We start from the raw sequence: 18,128 nt of genomic DNA, 5'->3' as shown, positions 1-18,128 counted from the left end.
GCGGTTCGGGTGCCCGGACGGCTTCGCTCAGGAGGGGTTGAGGCCCTTGTTGCCGAGCCAGGCCTGGGGGTCGACGGGGCCGCCGCCGCCGGGGCGCACCTCGAAGTGCAGGTGCGGGCCGGTGGAGTTGCCGGAGTTGCCGGAGTAGGCGATGACCTCGCCGGCCTTGACCTTCCCGGACCGGATCTTGGTGCTGCTGAGGTGGCAGTACCAGGTCTCGGTGCCGTCGGGCGAGGTCACTATGGCCATGTTGCCGTAGGCGCTGTTCCACTGGGTGCGCACGGTGCCGTCGGTGGCGGCCATGACCGGGGTCCCGTAGGAGACGGGGAAGTCGATGCCGGTGTGCACGGACATCCACATGCCGCCGGACTGGCCGAAGCCGGCGCTGAGGCCGTGCTGGGCCACGGGTACGGCGAACTTGGGGCGGGCGGCCTCCTTGGCCGCGGCCTCCTCGGCCCGCTTCTTCTTCTCTTCCTCCTGGCGCACCCGCAGGTCGATGCGCTCCTGGGTGCGGCTCGCGCGGTCCGCGAAGTCGCCCGCGTCGGCGCTGAGCGCGGCCAGTTGGGTGTCGAGCTTGTTGTTCGCCGCGACCGGCTTCACCGAGGCCGGGTCGGGGGCGGCCATCGTGGTCGGTTCCTCGGCCGGCTTCTCGGTGCCGGTCAGTCCGCCGACGGAGGCGGCGGCCACTCCGGCGACCCCCATCACGCAGGCGGAGGGTACGGCGACGGTCAGCAGGGCGGAGCGCTTGGCGGGGCTGCGCCGCCGGCTGCCGGCGGCGGGGGCCTGCCGGTCGGGGGCCGGGGACCTGCCCTTGCCCTTGCCGCCGGCGCGGCGCGCGGAGCGGGTCTCGCCGACGGCCGTGACGGGCATCGCCTGCGTGGGCAGTTCGTGGACGGCGTCCGTGAAGAGGTCCCCGTCGCCGAGGGTGTCGCCGATGTCGGGGAGGGCCTCGCCGAGGGTGTCCTCGTAGGAGCCGTGGGAATCGTAGGACGCGCCGAACGCATCGAGCGTCTCGAAGGCGTCGGAGGCCTCGACGGTGACGGGGACGACGGTCGTGGCCTCGTACGCGTACTCCGCGTCCTGCCGCGAGGTGTCGGCGCCGCCGTTCCAGGCGGTGGCGTCGAAGGCGCCGGTGTCCTGGCCGTAGTCGGGGACGGCCCAGTGACCGCTGTGCTGCGCGCCGGAGGAGTCGTAGGCGAAGGAGTTCGTCTGGAAGTCGCCGGAGGCGGTCGTCCAGGCGCTCGCGTCCCACTGCCCGGTGCCGTCCTCGGGGAGGCCCTGGCTGGGGACGGTCGACAGGTAGCTCTCCTGCGCGGTCCACGCGGTGCTGTCGTACGTGCCGGTGGCCTGGTGCGCGCCGTAGGGGTCGTAACTCCCCGCAGCGGCCGGGTCCGTGACGTACTGATAGCCCTGGCCCTGGGTTTCGTAGGAAACATAGGGCTGGTCACCAGCGAAAGTGGTGGTGGAAAGGCCGTCGTATCCCATTTCGGGGTACTGGCCCGACATCGGGCGGTCGTTCACCAACTTCTCTTTCGCCTCGGCAGTGGGGGGCCTGGGTGGCCGGGGAACTCAAGGTTCACCGGAGGAGAGCAGTGGCGTGACTGTACCCGGCGGTTACTGGCGACGACAATCTTCGGACGGTTTCATCCTGAGCGGAACCGGGCATTCGGCCGTCTTTCGGTCGCGGGGAGACCGAGCCTTGGCCTTGAGTTCGAAATTCGTTCGATCGCGGTTCGTTCGCCGGGCCCGGTCGGCCGGACGCGGAGGACCCCCGCGGGGCTCAGACGACCAGACCCCGTTCGTCGGTTCCCGTCAGGCGCGGGGGAGCGGGGGCGGCGGAGGTCCGAGGGTCGAGGACGGCGCCGTCGAGGGCGCGCCGGACGGCCGTGATGACGGCCGGGTGGACGGGCAGGGCCAGGTGCCCGATGCCGGTGACCTCGATGTTCGTCGCGTCCAGGTCCGGATGTTCGATGCGGGCCGTGCCCGTCGGCGCCATCAGCGCGTCGAACTCGCTCCAGAAGGCCACGCACCGGGTCCGGCACCCGGGGGCGGGCGCGCGCAGCTCGGCCATGACCTCCGAGTCCGGCCGCATCTGGCGGACCAGGGGGTGCGCGTCCATGAAGGGCGCGACCCGGGTCCCCCCGTGCGGGGTGCCGAGCGTGACCAGCGTCCGCACGCGCGTGTCGCCGCCGAGGCGCTGGACGTAGAACCGCCCCACCAGCCCGCCCAGACTGTGGCCCACCAGATCCACCCGGTCCTGCCCGGAGCGCTCGCACAGCTCCTCGACGCGCCGGGCCAGCAGGCGGGCGGTGACCCGCAGGTCACGGCTGAAGGGCGAGTGGTTGTACGTCTCCACGCGCCGCAGGCCGCCCGCGCCGAGGGCGCGCCGCAGCAGGACGAAGACGGAGCGGTTGTCGGTGAACCCGTGCAGCAGCAGGACCGGCGGGAGCTGTCCGGCCGTCCGCGCGGCGGGCGGCCCGGCGGCGGGGCGCTCCGCGAGGACGCCGGTGGGATAGAGGAGAAGGTGTCCGCCCAACACCACGGCTTCCAGGACGGCCGCCCGCAGGGCGGCTCCGGAACGGGACACGGGCAGCGGCGCGATCGTCAGCCCCATCGACGGCCTCCCCTGGACCTCTTGGGTACGGGGCCGTGCTGCCGATACGGCCCCGCCACCGTGCCGTGCGGCTGTCGGCGCGGTGGCGGGGGCGGCCGAACGGTGATGAATCAACGGCGTCCCGCGTGTGATTTCCCCCTCCTGGTTGACCGCGAAACGGCGCCGTGCGCAATGCTGTACTTAACGTTCGTTCACTCGGGAGGCAGTGCGATGGGTGTGACCGGTCCGATCCGTGTGGTGGTGGCCAAGCCGGGTCTCGACGGCCACGACCGCGGCGCCAAGGTGATCGCGCGTGCGCTGCGGGACGCGGGCATGGAGGTCATCTACACCGGCCTCCACCAGACCCCCGAGCAGATCGTGGACACCGCGATCCAGGAGGACGCGGACGCCATCGGCCTCTCGATCCTCTCCGGCGCGCACAACACGCTGTTCGCGCGCGTCATCGAGCTCCTGGAGGAGCGCGACGCGGCGGACATCAAGGTCTTCGGCGGCGGGATCATCCCGGAGGACGACATCGCCCCGCTGAAGGAGAAGGGCGTCGCCGAGATCTTCACCCCCGGCGCCACCACCACCTCGATCGTCGACTGGGTCAACGCCCACGTCCGTCAGGCCTGACCCCGGGGGCGGCCGGTACCCGCCGGCCGCCGACCCCTCGTCCGGCACGCCGCTCGTAAGCCGTGCCGTTCGTACGCCGCGCCCTTCGGTGGTCGCCCCCTCGTCCGTCACGTCCGTCCGCCGCTCCCGGCGGGCGGGGCCAGTTCGGCGAGCATCGCCGCGCGCAGCCGCAGGGTGGCCACCAGCCGCCCGAAGGCCTCCGCCCAGTACGCGTCCGCTCCGGGCGTCGCCTCCGCCGGGGCCTGCGCTTCCGCCACCGTCAGCGCGGCCAGGTGGTCCGCTTCCGCCGGATCCAGGCAGCGCTCCGCGAGCCCCATCACCCCGCTGAAACTCCACGGGTAGCTGCCCGCCTCGCGCGCCGCCTCCAGGGCGTCCACCACGGCCCGGCCCAGCTCGCCCGCCCACGGAACCCGGCACACGCCGAGCAGCTGGAAGGCCTCCGACAGGCCGTGGGCCCGTACGAACCCCGCCACCCACGCGGCCCGTTCCCCCTCGGGCAGGGTCTCCAGCAGCTTCGCCCGTTCCGCGAGGGAGGCCGTCCCCGGCCCCGCCGCCGGCGGGGCGGAGGGCGGCCCGAGCAGGGCCTTCGACCAGGCGGCGTCACGCTGGCGCACCGCCGCCCGGCACCAGGCCGCGTGCAGTTCCTCCGCCCAGCCCTCGGCCCAGCCGCCCGTCACCGCCAGCTCCACGATCCGCTCCGGGGCCAGGCCCGCGAACCGCTCCCGCCAGCAGGACAGCGGAGCCGCCTCCACCAGCTGGCCCAGCCACCAGGCCCGCTCCCCGCGCCCGGCCGGCGGTCGCCTCACGACGCCGTCGCGCGCCATCCCCGCGTCGCACTCCGCGGGCGGTTCCACCCCGTCCGGTCCGACGCAGGCCAGGGCCCGCACCGCCATCCGCCCGGCCAGCGCCGAACCGGTCAGCGCCGACAGCAACTCGGCGGCTGTGGCCCGTACGTTGCGGCTGCGGTCGCCCAACGCCTCCTCCAGGAAGGGCTCGTCCGCCGGGGACAGCCCCACCCGCAGGGAGTCGAGGAACATCAGCCGGTCCTCGGCCCGCTCCTGCGGCCAGGTCGTGCCCAACAACCGCAGCGCCGCCGCCGGATCGTGCGCCCGTACGCGGCCCAACAGCGCGACCCGTTCCGCGAACAGCCCCTCCTCCCACAGCCGGGCCACCGCCGGCCCGTCGGTCGGGTCCGGGGCCTGCCCCGCGCCGCCCGCGGTGGCCCGCAGGGCGAAACGCCACTCCGGGTTGAGCCGGGCCAGCCACAGTCCGCGCGCCCCCGCCAGGGCCAGCGCGCGCGGACGCAGGTCGGTCCGGGCCCGCGCGGCGTCCAGCAGGGCCGGGACCAGCTCCGACGGGGCCCGGTAGCCATGCCGTTCGGCGGTGGCCAGCCACTGCGGGAGCAGCTCCGTCAGGTCCGGGGCCGCCCCGCGGCGGTGGCCGCCGCCGGTGGCGGCCCGGCCCGCGAGGAGCTGCGCGAGCCGCTGCCGGGCGGCCCGCGGCGGTGCCGGACGCGGATCGTGGGGCGCGGGCGGCGGCCGGAGCGCGGCCTCGGCGGGCCGCAACCCCGCGCGGCGGCGCACCGTGCGCAGGGCCGCCGCGTCGAGCAGCTCCTGCGGCGAACCGCCCCGCCGGGCCGTCCCCAGCAGCGCGGTCGCGACCAGTTCCTCCCATGTCGCGGGTTCCGCGGGCCCCCGCGCCCCCCGCTCCGCGCCCGAGTCGGCGTCCTCCACCGGTCCCCTCCCTCGCGTCGTCTTCCGTGTCGTGCGTCGTGTGTCGTGTGTCGTACGTCGTACGTCGTGTCCAGGCGCCCCGGTCCCGCCCCCTGTGCGGGACCGGGGCGTGCTTCAGCTGGCGTGGTTGTCGTTCACCAGAGCCCCCGCTCTCTTGCTTCCCCCCGACGGCGGCGCCCCCGCGCCCCCGTTCCCCGTCCTCGATTCCTCCCTCGTCGTCGGTCCTCGGTCGTCGGTCGTTTTCGCGCGTCGTGCGTCCCTCGTACGGTCGCCGTCACCGGCGGACCGCCCCGCGTGCGCGCCCCCGCGCGCCCCGTGTGTGCCTCCGTCACGCCCCCTTCCGCTCCGTCCTCACCCCAGCGCGATCACCTCCGCGGTGCGCGGATGCCAGGCCGTCAGCGGGGTGAAGCCGCGGTGGCCGCACTCGCCGAACACCGTGACGGGTCCGCCGCCCGAGAGGGCGGCCAGGCGCCACAGCCCCGCACGGGCGCCGCCGTCGGAGAGCGTCACCGGCAACGCGGACGAGCCCTCCGCGTCGGCGAGTTGCCAGCCCCCGTCCCCCGATTCCCCCGGGATCGGGACGACCGGCCCCAGCACCACCGGCCAGGACTCCAGCCACGGGTCCGCCCGCAGCGCGGTCCCGTACGCGGCCAGGGCCTCGGCGGTGGCCACCCCCGCCGGAGCCCCGCCGGTCGGCGCCACGGCGGCGGTGCGGTCCCCGAGGTCCGCCCGCAGCCCCGCCGAGCCCGGTCGGAAGCGGGCCTCCGCCTCCAGCACCAGCCCGACGGGCAGCGCCAGCGAGGGCGGCCTGCCCGGCGGCCCGAAGTCCAGCACCAGGGCCGGTCTCCCGCTCGCCGACCCCCACAGCCAGGTCCGGCGGGTGGTGAGGCGGCCGTCCGGGGACACCGAGTCGTACTGGGCGAGTACGAGCCAGTGGTCCCGGACGGTCTCCCCGGCCGCCGGCGTCGGCAGCCCGACCCGACTCCGGACGGTCGCGGCCAACGGCTCCGGCAGCCCGGACACCCCCAACCAGGCCCTGTCCAGCAGGTGCAGCAGCGCGAACTCCTCAAGCATCCGGGCCGGCCAGCCGGGCCCGCAACCGGGTATTGTCCCCAACTCCCTTACCCGGGCGGCCAGTCCGGGCGCCTGGGCGTCGACCATCCGGGCGGCCGTCTCCTCCCAGCCGGCGTACCCCGTCCGCTCCTGACCCGCGATCCCGGACCGCAACAGGTCCGTGAGCCGGCGCTCCAACTCCACGGCCCCCGCCGTCACGCGCTCCGCCCGCCGCTCCGCCCGCCGCCGGGCCGCCTCCTCGTCCACCGGAGCGGCCTGACCGACCGCCGCGCGCTCGGCCCGCGCCGCCCGGTCGGCCAACCATTCCCCCGCCCAGTCCGGAGCCCCGCCCCCTTCCTCCACGCCTCCGTCCGCCCACAGCAGGAGCAGCCCCAGCGCGTGCTTGCACGGGAACTTGCGGCTCGGACAGGAGCACCGGTACGCAGGCCCGGACAGGTCCACGACCGTCCGGTACGGGGTCCTCCCACTGCCCTTGCACAGCCCCCATACCGCGCCAGAAGCGGAACCTCCGGTTTGGGTCCACGAGGCCGCCCCGGCGAGCCGGTTCCCCGCGGTGCGCGAAGCCTCGTCGGGAGCGAGCTCCCGTACCTCTTCCACTGTCCGGCGGACCCGCTGTCCATTCATGGAAACCACCGTAGGCAGCCCCACTGACAATCGCTGCGACCTGCAACGACGCCATTCCGGACGGGTGTTGTCAGTCCCATGGTGCACCGTGGGAGCAGCAGTCGGGAGCGGCTGTCGAGCATCGGAGGGGGAGCATGACCATGCCCGAGAACAGCACCGGTACCCAGGCGTTGCGTCCGCACGCCGAAGACGCCTTCGCGCACGAACTGAAAGCCCTGGACGCCGCCGACGACCGGCCCCGACCGGCCCGTTGGAAGCTCTCCCCGTGGGCCGTCGCGAGCTACCTCCTCGGTGCCACCCTCCCCGACGGCACCGTCATCACGCCCAAGTACGTCGGCCCGCGCCGGATCGTCGAGGTCGCCGTCACCACCCTGGCCACCGACCGCGCCCTGCTGCTGCTCGGCGTACCCGGCACCGCCAAGACCTGGGTCTCGGAACACCTCGCCGCCGCCGTCAGCGGGGACTCCACCCTCCTCGTCCAGGGCACCGCGGGCACCCCCGAGGAAGCCGTCCGCTACGGCTGGAACTACGCCCGCCTCCTCGCCCACGGGCCCGGCCGCGAGGCGCTCGTGCCCAGCCCCGTCATGCGGGCCATGGCCGACGGGATGACCGCGCGCGTCGAGGAACTCACGCGCATCCCCGCCGACGTCCAGGACAGCCTCATCACCGTCCTGTCCGAGAAGACCCTCCCGATACCGGAACTCGGCCAGGAGGTACAGGCCGTCCGCGGCTTCAACCTCATCGCCACCGCCAACGACCGCGACCGCGGGGTCAACGAGCTGTCCAGCGCCCTGCGCAGGCGCTTCAACACCGTCGTCCTGCCCCTGCCCGCCACCGCCGACGCCGAGGTCGACATCGTCGCCCGCCGCGTCGACCAGATGGGCCGCGCCCTCGACCTGCCCGCGGCGCCCGAGGGCCTGGAGGAGATCCGCCGCGTCGTCACCGTCTTCCGCGAGCTGCGCGAGGGCGTCACCGCCGACGGCCGCACCAAGGTGAAGTCGCCCAGCGGCACCCTGTCCACCGCCGAGGCCATCTCCGTGGTCACCGGCGGCCTGGCGCTCGCCGCGCACTTCGGGGACGGAGTCCTGCGCCCCTCCGACGTCGCCGCCGGGATCCTGGGCGCCGTCGTCCGCGACCCGGCCGCCGACCGCGTGGTGTGGCAGGAGTACCTGGAGGCCGTCGTCCGCGAGCGCGACGGCTGGAAGGACTTCTACCGCGCCTGCCGGGAGGTGACGGCATGAGCCCCGCGAGCGGCGGACCCCTGCTGCTGGGGGTGCGCCACCACGGCCCCGGGTCGGCGCGCGCGGTGCGGGCCGCGCTCGACGCGGCCGCGCCGTTGGCCGTGCTCGTCGAGGGCCCGCCCGAGGGGGACGCGCTCCTCGCCCTCGCCGACGACCCGGCGATGCGTCCGCCCGTCGCCCTGCTCGCCCACGCCGCCGACGACCCGAACCGGGCCGCCTTCTGGCCCTTCGCCGAGTTCTCCCCCGAGTGGGTGGCCATCCGCTGGGCGCGGGGGGCCGGCGTACCGGTGCGCTTCATCGACCTCCCGGCCGCGCACTCCCTGGCCCCCGCGCCGGCGGTCGACCCCGACGCGCCGCCCGACGGGCCGCGCGTCCGGCTCGACCCCCTCGCCGTCCTCGCCGAGACCGCCGGGTACGAGGACCCCGAGCGCTGGTGGGAGGACGTCGTCGAACACCGGGGCGGCGGCCCCGGTGACGCCCTGGCGGCCTTCACCGCCCTCGGCGAGGCCATGGAGGCCCTGCGCGAGGCGTACGGGGACGACGGCGATCCCCGCGAGGCGGTCCGCGAGGCCCACATGCGGCAACGGACGCGCGCCGCCCGGCGGGAGTTCGGCGACGACTTCGCCGTGGTGTGCGGCGCCTGGCACGTCCCGGCCCTGCGGGCCCGCACCACCGTCGCCGCCGACCGGGCCCTGCTCACCGGCCTGCCCAAGGTCAAGGTGGAGACCACCTGGGTGCCCTGGACCCACCGCAGGCTCGCCCGCGCCGGCGGCTACGGCGCGGGCATCACCTCGCCCGGCTGGTACGCGCACCTCTTCTCCGCCCCCGACCGGCCCGTGGAGCGCTGGCTGACCCGGATCGCCGGACTGCTGCGCGCGGAGGACCGCCAGGTCTCCCCGGCCCACGTGATCGAGGCCGTACGGCTGGCCGAGAGCCTCGCCGCGCTGCGCGGACGACCGCTGCCCGGGCTCACCGAGACCCTGGAGGCGGTCCGGGCCGTGATGTGCGACGGCTCCGACGTGCCGCTCGCGCTGATCGAGGACCGCCTCGTCGTCGGCGACGTGCTCGGCGAGGTCCCGGACACCGCGCCCGTCGTCCCCCTCCAGCGGGACCTGACGCGGCGCCAGCGCTCCCTGCGGCTGAGACCCGAGGCCCGGCGGCGGGAGCTGGAACTCGACCTCCGGGGGGACACCGACGCCGCCCGGTCCCGGCTGCTGCACCGGCTGGACCTGCTCGGCATCCGCTGGGGCGTGCCCACCGCCTCCCGGGCCGGCACCGGCACCTTCCGGGAGACCTGGAGGCTGTCCTGGGAGCCCGAACTGTCGGTACGGGTCGCCGAGGCGGGCGTCTGGGGCACCACGGTCGAGGCGGCCGCCACCGCCCGCGCCGAGGCGGACGCCGCCCGCGCGACGGAACCGGTCGAGATCACCGCCCTGGCGGAACGCTGCCTGCTCGCCGGGCTGTCCGGGGCGCTGCCCGCGGTGCTGCGCGCCCTCGCCGACCGGGCGGCGCTCGACCACGACGTGGTCCGGCTGGCCAAGGCCCTGCCGGCCCTGGCCCGTTCGCTGCGGTACGGGGACGTACGGGGCACCGACGGGGCGGCGCTCGCCGACGTGGCGGCCGGGATCGCGGAACGGATATGCGTGGCCCTGCCGGCGGCCTGCGCCGCCGGACCGGACGCCGACGCGGCGGCGGAGCTGCGGACCCACGTCGACGGGGTGCACGCGGCGATCGGGCTGCTGACCGACACCGACACCGACGGCGAGGCCGGGAACGGCGACGGGTTGCGGGAGCGGTGGTCGGCCGTGCTGGCGACGCTGGCCGGGCGGGAGGGAGTGCCCGGGGTGATCCGGGGCCGGGCCGTCCGGCTGCTGCTCGACGAGGGCCGCCTCCCGGCCGGCGAGACGGCCCGGCTGATGGGTCTGGCCCTGTCCCCGGCCACCGCCCCCGCCGAGGCGGCGGGCTGGATCGAGGGCTTCGCGGGCGGCGGTTCGGGCGGCGGCACGCTCCTGGTCCACGACGAGCGGCTGCTCGCCCTGATCGACACCTGGCTGGCGTCGGTGCCGGAGCGGGCGTTCGTCGACGTACTGCCCCTGCTGCGGCGCACCTTCGGGGCGTACGAGCCGGGCGTGCGGCGGACGTTGGGCGAGCTGGTCCGGCGGGGTCCGGGCGGCCGGCCGACCGGCGCCGCCGAGGGCCCCGAGGGCTTCGCCCCGCTGCTGGACCCGGCGCGGGCGGACGCGGCCGCCGAGGTGGCCCGCCTGCTGCTCACGGCGGCCCCCGGCCCGAACGGCCGGGCCGCCTGAGCCGAGGGGCGCGCCGGGTCGGGGCGTCCGGACGCGGCGCGGCCGAGCGGTCCGGCGCACGGCGCATGGGCGTGCGGGCGGATGGACGTACCGGAGGGCCGGCGTACGGGCGTCCGGAGGTGTGGGGAATCGAGAGCCTTGGGAGGGCGGCACATGAACGAGACGGACGCGCGGGCCGGGAGCGGGCCGGCGGACGCGGCGCGGCTGCGGCGGTGGCGGCTGGTCCTGGGCGGCGGAGGGGCCGACGGCACGGGCCACACGCCCGCCGGACGGGACGCCGCGATGGACGGCGCCCTGGAGGCCCTCTACGGCGGCGACGGCGAACCGGGCGCCCGCCGGGCCCCGGGGGAGCGCTCCGCCGGGCTGGGGGGCTCCGCGCCGCGCGTGGCCCGCTGGCTCGGGGACATCCGTACGTACTTCCCGAGCCCGGTGGTGCGGGTCATGCAGCGGGACGCCATCGACCGGCTCGGCCTGTCCACGCTGTTGTTGGAGCCGGAGATGCTGGAGGCCGTCGAACCCGACGTCCACCTGGTCGCCACCCTCCTGTCCCTGCACCAGGCCCTGCCCGACACCACCAGGGAAACGGCGCGCCTCGTGGTCCGCAGGGTCGTCGAGGAGTTGGAGGAGCGCCTCGCCTCCCGCACCCGGGCCACGCTGACGGGCGCCCTCGACCGGTCGGCGCGCGTCAGCCGCCCCCGGCACCACGACATCGACTGGGACCGGACCATCCGGGCGAACCTGGGGAACTACCTGCCGGAGCACCGCACCGTCGTCCCCGAGCGGCTCGTCGGCCACGGACGGGCGGCGCGGGCGGTGCGCAAGGAGGTGGTGCTCTGCGTCGACCAGTCGGGTTCGATGGCGTCCTCCGTCGTCTACGCCTCCGTCTTCGGCGCGGTCCTCGCCTCGATGCGCGCGCTCTCCACCCGCCTGGTGGTCTTCGACACCTCGGTGGTGGACCTGACGGAGCGGCTCGACGACCCCGTCGACGTCCTCTTCGGCGCCCGGTTGGGCGGCGGCACCGACATCAACCGGGCCCTCGCCTACTGCCAGTCCCGGATCACCCGACCCGCCGAGACCGTCGTCGTCCTCATCAGCGACCTCCACGAGGGCGGCATCCGCGACGAGATGGTGGCGCGGGTGGCCGCGATGAAGGCGGCCGGCGTGGAGTTCGTGACCCTGCTGGCCCTGTCCGACGACGGGGCCCCGGCCTACGACCACGACCACGCGGCGGCGCTCGCGGCCCTCGGATCGCCCGCCTTCGCCTGCACCCCCGACCTCTTTCCGGAGGTGATGGCGGCGGCCCTGGAGAAGCGCCCCCTGCCCCTGCCGTGACCCGCGCCGCCGTGACCCGCGCCCACCGGGGGACCACCGCGGGTCCACCGCCGGACCACCGGCGGGCCATCGCGGCGGGGGCCCGTCCGCGCGCCGGGCGTAAATCGGCAGATCACACGAAGACGCAGCTCAACCGTGAGGCGATCTGTGACAGGTATCACCGCTCAGGTGTGATCTGTGATTTAGGGACCTACGGCCCACGGGGATAACCTGCGAGACGGACATGCCGCGTCCACGGTCACCGTGTGCGCCTCCCCAGTGACAGCGCCGTCACGATGCCCTCGCGGCACGCCCACGCAGATAGCAGACAACCGCGAATCACTGCGAATCTTTGAAGACAAGGGACGGACGCGCGTGGACCTGTTCGAGTACCAGGCGAGGGACCTCTTCGCCAAGCACGGTGTACCGGTGCTGGCCGGTGAAGTCATCGACACGCCTGAGGCGGCTCGCGAGGCCACCGAGAAGCTGGGCGGCAAGTCGGTCGTCAAGGCCCAGGTGAAGGTCGGCGGCCGCGGCAAGGCCGGCGGCGTCAAGCTCGCCGCGACCCCGGACGAGGCCGTCGCCCGCGCGACGGACATCCTGGGCATGGACATCAAGGGCCACACGGTCCACAAGGTGATGATCGCGGAGACCGCTCCCGAGATCGTCGAGGAGTACTACGTCTCCTACCTGCTCGACCGCACCAACCGCACCTTCCTGGCCATGGCCTCGGTCGCGGGCGGCATGGACATCGAGCAGGTCGCCGAGGAGACCCCGGAGAAGCTCGCGAAGGTCCCGGTCAACGCCAACGAGGGCGTGACCATCGAGAAGGCCCGCGAGATCGTCGCCCTGGCGAAGTTCCCGGCCGAGGTCGCCGAGCAGGTCGCCGAGGTCCTCGTGACCCTGTGGAAGACCTTCATCGCCGAGGACGCGCTCCTCGTCGAGGTCAACCCGCTCGCGAAGGTCGCCTCCGGCGAGGTCATCGCCCTCGACGGCAAGGTCTCCCTGGACGAGAACGCCGAGTTCCGCCAGCCGGGTCACGAGGAGTTCGTGGACCACGCTGCCGCGAACCCGCTGGAGGCCGCCGCCAAGGAGAAGGGCCTCAACTACGTCAAGCTCGACGGCGAGGTCGGCATCATCGGCAACGGCGCGGGTCTCGTCATGAGCACCCTCGACGTCGTCGCCTACGCCGGTGAGAACCACGGTGGCGTCAAGCCCGCCAACTTCCTGGACATCGGCGGTGGCGCCTCCGCCGCCGTCATGGCCAACGGTCTCGAGATCATCCTCGGCGACCCGGACGTCAAGTCCGTCTTCGTCAACGTCTTCGGTGGCATCACCGCCTGTGACGAGGTCGCCAACGGCATCGTCCAGGCGCTGGCCCTGCTGGAGGAGAAGGGCGAGGCGGTCACCAAGCCGCTCGTCGTCCGTCTCGACGGCAACAACGCCGAGCTGGGTCGCAAGATCCTCTCGGACGCCAACCACCCGCTGGTGCAGCGCGTGGACACCATGGACGGCGCGGCCGACAAGGCCGCCGAGCTCGCGGCTGCGAAGTAAGGGCAGAGGTCACAGACTCACATGGCTATCTTCCTCAACAAGGACAGCAAGGTCATCGTCCAGGGCATGACCGGTGCCACGGGCATGAAGCACACCAAGCTGATGCTGGCTGACGGCACCAACATCGTCGGTGGCGTGAACCCGCGCAAGGCCGGCACGACCGTCGACTTCGACGGCACCGAGGTCCCGGTCTTCGGTTCCGTCGCCGAGGCGATGGAGAAGACGGGCGCCAACGTCTCCGTCCTCTTCGTCCCGCCGGCCTTCGCCAAGGCCGCCGTCGTCGAGGCCATCGACGCCGAGATCCCGCTGGCCGTCGTCATCACCGAGGGCATCGCGGTGCACGACTCCGCCGCCTTCTGGGCGTACGCGACCGCCAAGGGCAACAAGACCCGCATCATCGGCCCGAACTGCCCGGGTCTGATCACCCCCGGCCAGTCCAACGCCGGCATCATCCCGGGCGACATCACCAAGCCCGGCAAGATCGGTCTCGTGTCCAAGTCCGGCACGCTGACCTACCAGATGATGTACGAGCTGCGCGACATCGGCTTCACCTCCGCCGTCGGCATCGGTGGCGACCCGGTCATCGGCACCACGCACATCGACGCCCTGGAGGCCTTCGAGGCCGACCCGGAGACCGAGCTCATCGTCATGATCGGCGAGATCGGCGGCGACGCCGAGGAGCGTGCGGCGGACTTCATCGCGAAGAACGTCACCAAGCCGGTCGTCGGCTACGTCGCGGGCTTCACCGCCCCCGAGGGCAAGACCATGGGCCACGCCGGCGCCATCGTCTCCGGCTCCTCCGGCACCGCGCAGGCCAAGAAGGAGGCCCTCGAGGCCGCCGGCGTCAAGGTCGGCAAGACGCCGACCGAGACGGCCAAGCTGGCGCGCGAGATCCTGAACGCCGCCCAGTAGTCGTTCCCCGCAGGGGCGTACGGATCCGTACGCGCCCGCGGAAACGGGCGTGGCCCGCACCCTTCGGGGTGCGGGCCACGCCCGTTTTCCGTGCCCTCACCCGAGCCGGGGCGCGAGCCGGGCGGGTCCGGCCTCCGGGTGTTCACGCAGCCTGTCCCGCAGTTCGAGGCTCAGTTCGGTCTGCCGCTGGGGGCCGCCGTGCGGCGGTACGCCGGAGACGCTCGCGCCCGGGGACTCCGGGGGCTCGTACCGGTCGGGGGCGGTGACGGCCGTGTACGCCGTCGCGACGGCGATCACCGCGGTCAGGCCGATCGCCGCGCGCGAGAAGCGGCGGGCGCGGGTCTCGGTGGTGGCCCGTACGGCGGCGGCCGTGCGGGGTTCGAGCGCTACGGGGGGCCGCAGCGCGCCGAGGAGTTCGCGCAGCAGGGCGGAGCGCTGTTCGGGGGCCGTGCGGGCCAGCTCCGGGATCCGGTCGGCGAGATCGGCGTGGGCGTGGAGCAGCCGGTGCCCGGCGGTGGGGGTGCTGGACTCGGTCTCGGCGGCGGTGTCGGGCAGGTCGAGGCCGACGCCGTCGTAGAGCAGCACGGTGCGGCGGTGGACGGCGGGCAGTTCCAGCATGGCGTCGAGCAGGATCCGGTCGGCGGGCTCGGCCGGGGGCTTGTCCGGGTAGCGGTGGCGGCGGCGCCGCCGCCCCCCGGGGGGGGGGGGGGGGGGGGGGGCCCCCCCCCCCCGCCAGGGGGAGAGGGCGTGCTCGTGGGTGGCCGCGCGGACCCAGCCCACGGGGTCGGGGTCGGTGGCCACGGTGGGCCAGCGCTCCCAGGCCTGCTGGAAGGCCCGCTCGACGGCCTCCAGGGAGAGCGCGCGGCGGCCGGTGAGCAGGTAGGCCTGGCGGGCCAGGGCGGGGGCCGCGTAGGCGTGGAGGGCGTCGAAGGCCTCGGCGGGCCCGAGCGGGGTCGGGGGGCCGGTGTCGGCGGGGTCCTCGGGGACGTGGGGGCGGTCGACGGGGGCGGTCGCCCCCGGCGGGCGTGCCGAAGCCCCTGCGGGGGGCGCCTGTGTGGGGGCGCCGGCGTCGGCGGTGACGGGGGTGGCGGGGGTGGCTGCGGCCGTGGTGACCGGGGTGACCGGGGGAGCCGGGGTGGCTGGGGTACCCGGGTTGACCGGGGAGGCCCAGGCGGCCGAGGCAGCCGAGGTGGCCGGGGAGGCCGAGGTGGCCGGGGAGGTCGAGGTGGCCGGGGCAGATGGTGTGGCCGGGGCCGCCTGGGGAGCCGGCTTGACCAGGGAGGCCGGGGCGGCCGGGGGAGCCGACGTAACCCGAGTAGCCGGGGCCGATGGTGTGGCCGTGGCGGATGGGGCAGCCGTGGTAGGGGTGACGGGTGGGGCAGGTGTGGCGGCTTTCGGGGCCGTCGGGGCCGTCAGTGGCGGCGCGGGCGGTGCCGGGGGTGCGGGCGGGTGGGTGCCCGCGCGCGCCGGAGCGCCCGACGGCCTGCCGCCGGGCGCGTTCCTGACGGCGGGTCCGTTGCCGTGGCCGTTCCTGACGGTGGGTCCGCCGGAGTGGCCCGCCGGTGCCGCGCGCGGCCCGCCGGCGCGCGCGGACCCGGCCGCCGCGCCGTTCGCGCCGGTCGTACGGGACGTCCGGGCCGGGTCGGGCCGGTCCGGACGGTCCGATCGGGCCGGGCGGTGCGGGAGTTCGGGCTCGGCGTGGTGGTCGAGCCCCGCGAGCCGGTCCAGGACATGGGCGTACGCCTCGCGCTTGCGGCCGCGCGGCTCGGTGCGGCCCGACTCCCACGAGCGGACGGTGCTCGGCGTGACCCCGACCTCCGAGGCGATCCGCTCGGTCGTCAGCTCGCCGCGCTCGCGCAGCCGTCGGCGCTCCTTGGGGGAGGGGAGGCCCGGTTCCGAGTCGGAGGCCGTCTCGACGTCTCGTGTCATGCCACACTCCCCGCGACCCTGCCGTCCTGGCCGATAAAGTACATAAACGTATATTGAGCGACACCACGGGCATTCGCCTGTTACCCGCCCATAGCGCGTGTCGTTGGCACCATGGCGGGGTGACCCAAGTGACCGAACGCGGGACCCCGTTGCGGACGGCCCCGCGCGCCGCCGCGCGGCGCCGTTCACCGGCGGCCGCCGCCTGCGTGCTGGGCGGTGCCATGGCCGCCGGACTGGGGCTCGGCTTCCTCGCCGTGCTCGTGATCGTGCTGTGGATCAGTTCCCCCTACCCGGACAGCGGTCCCGGCGGCGCCCTGCACCTCGCCGCCGGGCTGTGGCTGATGGCCCACGGCACGGAACTCGTCCGCTACGAGACCCTGTCCGGGGTGCCCGCGCCCGTCGGCCTCACCCCGCTCCTGCTGGTGGCGCTGCCCGTCCTGCTCATGCGCAGGGCCGCCCGGCTGGGCAGCGCCTCGGGTGACCCCGTCGGCGAGGGGGAGGAGAGCGAAGAGGTGCTGCCGGCCAGTGCCGTCTTCTCGGCCGTGCTCTGCGGGTACCTCTCCGTCGCGGCCGTGGCCACGGCGTACGCGGCGGGCGGCCCGCTGCCGGCCGACCCGCTCAGCGCCGCCTGGCACGTCCCCCTGGTGGCGGTGCTCGCCGCCGGGCTCGGGGTGTGGACGGCGAAGGGGCGCCCGCTCGGACCGCTGCCGGAATGGGTGCCGGACGGCGTGCGCAGGGGCATCGCGCGCCCCCGTTACGCGCTGGCGCTGCGTTCGGGGCTGGCCGGGGTGCTCGCCCTGCTGGGTGGCGGGGTGCTGCTCGTCGGGGCCTCGCTGGCCTGGCACGCGAGCGAGGCGCAGTCCTCGTTCCTGACGCTGACCGGGGTGTGGTCGGGCCGCTTCGCGGTGCTGCTGCTCGCGCTGGCGCTGATCCCGAACGCGATGGTGTGGGGTGCGGCGTACGGTCTCGGGCCCGGGTTCGCGCTGGGTACGGGGGCGACGGCGACCCCGCTCGGCTTCGAGGGGGCGGCGGCGCTGCCGAGGTTCCCGCTGCTGGCCGCGTTGCCTCCGGAGGGCCCGGGTACCCCGCTGACCTGGGCGGCGGCCGGGGTGCCGGTGGCGGCCGGGCTGGTCGTGGGGTGGTTCGCGGTGCGCCGGGCGCGGGAGGTCTCGCTCGGGGAGACCGCGCTCACGGCGGCGTTGGGGGCGGTGGTGTGCGGACTGGTGACGGCCGGGCTGGGCGCTGCCTCCTCGGGCCCGCTGGGGTCGCGGGCGCTGGCCAGCTTCGGGCCCGTGTGGTGGCAGGTGGGCGCCGCGGCGGCGGGCTGGACGCTGGCCCTGGCGGTGCCGGTGGCGGTGGGGGTGCACGGGTGGCGGACGCGTCCGGTGCGGGGCTTCCCCGAGGGCGGCGCGGGCGGTCGCGGTGCGGACGCGTGGCACGACTCGGGCGTACGGGAACTGCGCTGGGAAGCCCTCCGCGAGGCCTCGACCCCGATGGTCGCCGCCCCCGCGCCGAAGGCCTTCCGCCCGAAGGGCGCCGTGCCCCCCGGCGTGGGGCCGGCGGTGCGCGCCCCCGCGCGCCCGCTGCCGCCGTCCGCCGTCCCGGTGTCCCCGGCCGCCCCGGTCGCGCCGCTGTCCCCGGCCGTCCGGGCCGCGCCGGTGTCCCCGTCTGTCCCGGTGTCCCCGGCCCTGGCCGCGCCGCCGTCCCCGGCCGTCCGGGTCGCGCCTCCCGCGCCCGTCCCCGACCCGGTGCCCCCGCGCCCCGTCCCGCAGGCCGTCGGGGCCCCCGCCGAGGAGCCGCCGGTCGCCGCCGTTCGGGTGTCCGCCCACCCCGCCGAACGGGTGGAGTCGCGCCCCGGACCCTCCGGGTCGCCGGAGCCGGGGGAGTTGCTGCCGCCGGTGGCGGGGGCGCGGGTGTTGGCGCGGCGGCCGTCCTCCCCCTGACGGTCGCGGCCCGCCCGGCCGCCCGGCGGCCGGGCGCCTCATGACGCCGGGCTCGCGCCCGGCCGCGTCACGCGACCGGGTTCACCTCCGGCGGGTTCACGTCGGGCCGTGTCACGTCGGGCGCCGGTCGCGCCCGCCGGGCAACCCGCCCGGCCGGGTTCAGGCCGGTCGCGCTCGGCCGCAGCACGTCGGGCCGGTCACGCCCGCCGGGCTCACGGCCGGCCGGGTTCGGGCCGGTCACGTCCGGCCGCGTCACGTCCGGCCGCGTCACG

The 18,128-nt window shown here is 75.6% G+C and carries 12 protein-coding genes; 7 read left to right on the top strand and 5 right to left on the bottom strand.

Annotation, left to right across the window (positions count from 1 at the left end):
- Positions 1 to 27: 27 nt before the first annotated feature.
- Together AB0D01_RS22995 and AB0D01_RS22990 are read right to left on the bottom strand one after the other, a co-directional pair.
- Entirely contained in the window at positions 28 to 1,506 is a 1,479-nt protein-coding gene (locus tag AB0D01_RS22995; RefSeq protein ID WP_363058178.1) for a peptidoglycan DD-metalloendopeptidase family protein, read from the bottom strand.
- Positions 1,507 to 1,780: 274 nt separating this feature from the next.
- On the bottom strand, positions 1,781 to 2,614 hold the full coding sequence (locus AB0D01_RS22990; RefSeq protein WP_363058081.1) for an alpha/beta fold hydrolase: 834 nt from the start codon (positions 2,612 to 2,614) through the stop codon (positions 1,781 to 1,783).
- Positions 2,615 to 2,824: 210 nt separating this feature from the next.
- Here AB0D01_RS22990 and AB0D01_RS22985 point away from each other — a divergent pair, with 210 nt between their 5' ends.
- Positions 2,825 to 3,229, top strand: a complete 405-nt coding sequence (locus AB0D01_RS22985; protein WP_363058079.1) for a cobalamin B12-binding domain-containing protein — start codon at positions 2,825 to 2,827, stop codon at positions 3,227 to 3,229.
- A 107-nt stretch (positions 3,230 to 3,336) separates the two neighbouring features.
- Here the strand turns inward: AB0D01_RS22985 and AB0D01_RS22980 are convergent, their stop codons facing one another.
- Both AB0D01_RS22980 and AB0D01_RS22975 read right to left on the bottom strand, forming a co-directional pair.
- The gene (locus tag AB0D01_RS22980) at positions 3,337 to 4,962 is read right to left on the bottom strand and encodes a DUF5691 domain-containing protein (RefSeq protein WP_363058077.1); all 1,626 of its coding nucleotides are present in this window, start codon (positions 4,960 to 4,962) and stop codon (positions 3,337 to 3,339) included.
- A gap of 351 nt (positions 4,963 to 5,313) precedes the next feature.
- Positions 5,314 to 6,660: an SWIM zinc finger family protein gene (locus AB0D01_RS22975; RefSeq protein WP_363058075.1), complete on the bottom strand. Its 1,347-nt coding sequence runs from the start codon at positions 6,658 to 6,660 to the stop codon at positions 5,314 to 5,316.
- A gap of 134 nt (positions 6,661 to 6,794) precedes the next feature.
- Here AB0D01_RS22975 and AB0D01_RS22970 point away from each other — a divergent pair, with 134 nt between their 5' ends.
- The 5 genes from AB0D01_RS22970 to sucD all read left to right on the top strand — a co-directional run bounded on the left by AB0D01_RS22970 (position 6,795) and on the right by sucD (position 13,984).
- Positions 6,795 to 7,901: an AAA family ATPase gene (locus AB0D01_RS22970; RefSeq protein ID WP_363058073.1), complete on the top strand. Its 1,107-nt coding sequence runs from the start codon at positions 6,795 to 6,797 to the stop codon at positions 7,899 to 7,901.
- Positions 7,898 to 10,207, top strand: a complete 2,310-nt coding sequence (locus tag AB0D01_RS22965; RefSeq protein ID WP_363058071.1) for a DUF5682 family protein — start codon at positions 7,898 to 7,900, stop codon at positions 10,205 to 10,207. The genes AB0D01_RS22970 and AB0D01_RS22965 overlap by 4 nt, the downstream gene beginning before the upstream one ends.
- A gap of 153 nt (positions 10,208 to 10,360) precedes the next feature.
- The gene (locus AB0D01_RS22960; RefSeq protein ID WP_363058069.1) at positions 10,361 to 11,539 is read left to right on the top strand and encodes a VWA domain-containing protein; all 1,179 of its coding nucleotides are present in this window, start codon (positions 10,361 to 10,363) and stop codon (positions 11,537 to 11,539) included.
- A 354-nt stretch (positions 11,540 to 11,893) separates the two neighbouring features.
- Positions 11,894 to 13,072: an ADP-forming succinate--CoA ligase subunit beta gene (gene sucC / locus AB0D01_RS22955; protein WP_363058067.1), complete on the top strand. Its 1,179-nt coding sequence runs from the start codon at positions 11,894 to 11,896 to the stop codon at positions 13,070 to 13,072.
- 21 nt (positions 13,073 to 13,093) lie between these two features.
- Entirely contained in the window at positions 13,094 to 13,984 is an 891-nt protein-coding gene (sucD, locus tag AB0D01_RS22950) for a succinate--CoA ligase subunit alpha (protein WP_030710487.1), read from the top strand.
- Between the two features lie 96 nt (positions 13,985 to 14,080).
- On the opposite strand, the gene AB0D01_RS22945 is transcribed toward sucD, so the two are convergent.
- Positions 14,081 to 15,913 (bottom strand): helix-turn-helix domain-containing protein, encoded by a 1,833-nt coding sequence (locus tag AB0D01_RS22945; protein ID WP_363058064.1) that lies wholly within the window; start codon positions 15,911 to 15,913, stop codon positions 14,081 to 14,083.
- A 119-nt stretch (positions 15,914 to 16,032) separates the two neighbouring features.
- On the opposite strand from AB0D01_RS22945, the gene AB0D01_RS22940 reads away from it, so the two are divergent.
- Positions 16,033 to 17,856 carry a DUF6350 family protein gene (locus AB0D01_RS22940; RefSeq protein ID WP_363058062.1) on the top strand — a complete coding sequence of 608 codons (1,824 nt, stop codon included), beginning with the start codon at positions 16,033 to 16,035 and terminating at the stop codon, positions 17,854 to 17,856.
- Positions 17,857 to 18,128: the final 272 nt, after the last annotated feature.

The sequence above is a fragment of the Streptomyces sp. NPDC048606 genome, assembly GCF_040650855.1.
GTDB lineage: Bacteria > Actinomycetota > Actinomycetes > Streptomycetales > Streptomycetaceae > Streptomyces.
Note: the sequence above shows the minus strand (reverse complement) of the source record. Positions and strands in the feature narration are given on the sequence as shown.

Bases quoted from the DNA above. Each gene is read 5' to 3' on its own strand.
- AB0D01_RS22995 (WP_363058178.1), bottom strand. From the start codon at position 1,506: ATGTCGGGCCAGTACCCCGAAATGGGATACGACGGCCTTTCCACCACC.
- AB0D01_RS22990 (WP_363058081.1), bottom strand. From the start codon at position 2,614: ATGGGGCTGACGATCGCGCCGCTGCCCGTGTCCCGTTCCGGAGCCGCC.
- AB0D01_RS22985 (WP_363058079.1), top strand. From the start codon at position 2,825: ATGGGTGTGACCGGTCCGATCCGTGTGGTGGTGGCCAAGCCGGGTCTC.
- AB0D01_RS22975 (WP_363058075.1), bottom strand. From the start codon at position 6,660: ATGAATGGACAGCGGGTCCGCCGGACAGTGGAAGAGGTACGGGAGCTC.
- AB0D01_RS22970 (WP_363058073.1), top strand. From the start codon at position 6,795: ATGACCATGCCCGAGAACAGCACCGGTACCCAGGCGTTGCGTCCGCAC.
- AB0D01_RS22965 (WP_363058071.1), top strand. From the start codon at position 7,898: ATGAGCCCCGCGAGCGGCGGACCCCTGCTGCTGGGGGTGCGCCACCAC.
- AB0D01_RS22960 (WP_363058069.1), top strand. From the start codon at position 10,361: ATGAACGAGACGGACGCGCGGGCCGGGAGCGGGCCGGCGGACGCGGCG.
- sucD (WP_030710487.1), top strand. From the start codon at position 13,094: ATGGCTATCTTCCTCAACAAGGACAGCAAGGTCATCGTCCAGGGCATG.
- AB0D01_RS22945 (WP_363058064.1), bottom strand. From the start codon at position 15,913: ATGACACGAGACGTCGAGACGGCCTCCGACTCGGAACCGGGCCTCCCC.